The organism is Paenibacillus sp. P4_A7 (assembly GCF_056402455.1).
Genome location: NZ_JBFUHJ010000743.1, coordinates 1 through 1557, shown reverse-complemented (window position 1 = coordinate 1557; position 1557 = coordinate 1). Strand labels below are relative to the sequence as shown.

2 protein-coding genes are annotated in these 1557 nt (G+C 40.3%); both read right to left on the bottom strand.

The genetic code is table 11. The features are described 5' to 3' along the window. On the bottom strand, positions 1-297 hold a 297-nt coding region (locus tag AC1DWN_RS33590; RefSeq protein ID WP_477563160.1), incomplete at its 3' end, for a DsrE/DsrF/DrsH-like family protein. A 296-nt stretch (positions 298-593) separates the two neighbouring features. Then, positions 594-1556: a cytochrome d ubiquinol oxidase subunit II gene (locus AC1DWN_RS33585; RefSeq protein WP_477563159.1), complete on the bottom strand. Its 963-nt coding sequence runs from the start codon at positions 1554-1556 to the stop codon at positions 594-596. Between the last annotated feature and the right edge of the window lies 1 nt (position 1557).

Here is a 1557-nt window from a genome sequence, read left to right as displayed (position 1 = left end):
ATGCTTTTTAATGACATGTTTTATTATTTTAGGTCCCATTCCTGCAAACTGCATTTTGGAGAGCCCTAACTTATTAGCACCACGTGGCATCATCCATCCAAATGCTCTTTCCAAAATACCTTTATTTGTTTTTATAACTTCGTCTTTTCGCATCGTATTCAAACCCCAGAATGTAAAGAAAATAGTCACTTCATGATCGTATGCTGCTGCACCGTTTGCAATAATAAAAGCTGCCATTGCTTTATCGTATTCACCGCTAAATAATACAATTGTTGTTTTTTGTTTTGTTGTTTCCATGCCGCAACATCTCCTAATGTAATATTATACTTATACCCCTATAGGTATAATACACGGCATGGATCTATTATACAACCCCAATAATCTAGAAAGACATACCAAACCGCCAGTACTCCCATTTATTAGGGAAGCTGGCGATGTTTCTCCTCGAAACAAGCTTGTGCCGCCAGAGGACGGCGTCAGCCGTTTATGCTTCTAACTTCACTTCCAAATAAACCGCAGAATAGAAAACAAAAGTATAAAAGCGATAATGAAGCATAACCGCATTAACCACTTATCTTGTCGATCAAAAGTATTCACGGTGACTCCCCCTTCACATATTTAATGTTAAATAAAAACAATCTTAGCAATAACCACAGTGACGGAATCAGCAGGAATAGTCCCGCAATAAAAGCAATGATAAGCGCCCTTCCCATGACTGGATTGGTTACACTTGTAGAAAGTGTTAAATAAGGATAGAGAAGAAATGGCAGATGAGAGCTGCCATAACCAAAGAAGGCGAAAGCAAATTGCAGCATAACGAGTAAAAATGCCATCCCAAATCTTTCACGCCGCCAGATGAACCAAATCGCTACGATAAAGCAAATAAACGACAAGGCGAACATCCACCACACATCCAAGGTTTGTTCAAAATGTACCCGATTATGATTACGCAGTGCTATAAAAACAAAGAGGCTGGATATGATAGTCGGAACTCCGCCCCATAATGCAAAAGAACGCAGCCATTCAAGAGCCCTCTTATCTTCCGCTCGTGAAGCGTAGTACGTTAAGAAGGACGAGCTTATAAACAAAACACTTGATATAGCAAGCAGGACGACAGCCCAAGAATAAGCACTAAAAAACAGCTCTTGCAACAACAAGGTGACGGTGTTCTCGCTAACGGACAAAAAACCACCTTCCGATATTGTAAAAACGGTTGATAATGCTGCTGGTATCAGTAATCCAGTCGCTCCATATGCAAGCAAATAGAAGTTGTTTTTCTTGGCGCCATAATTAGCAAACGCATAATAAGATCCTCTAATTGCAAGTAAAATAAGCGCTATGCTTCCGGGGACCAACAGTGCTGTTCCGTAGTAATAGGCGGTGTCTGGAAAAAAACCGACAATCCCAACGAAAAAGAAGACAAAAAATACGTTTGTCACTTCCCATACCGGAGACAAATATCTAGAAATCACAGGAGCGATAACCGATTCAATTCCGATTACTCTCCCGTAATAAGCATAAAATCCAGCTCCGAAATCGATAGAGGCTACGATCAAG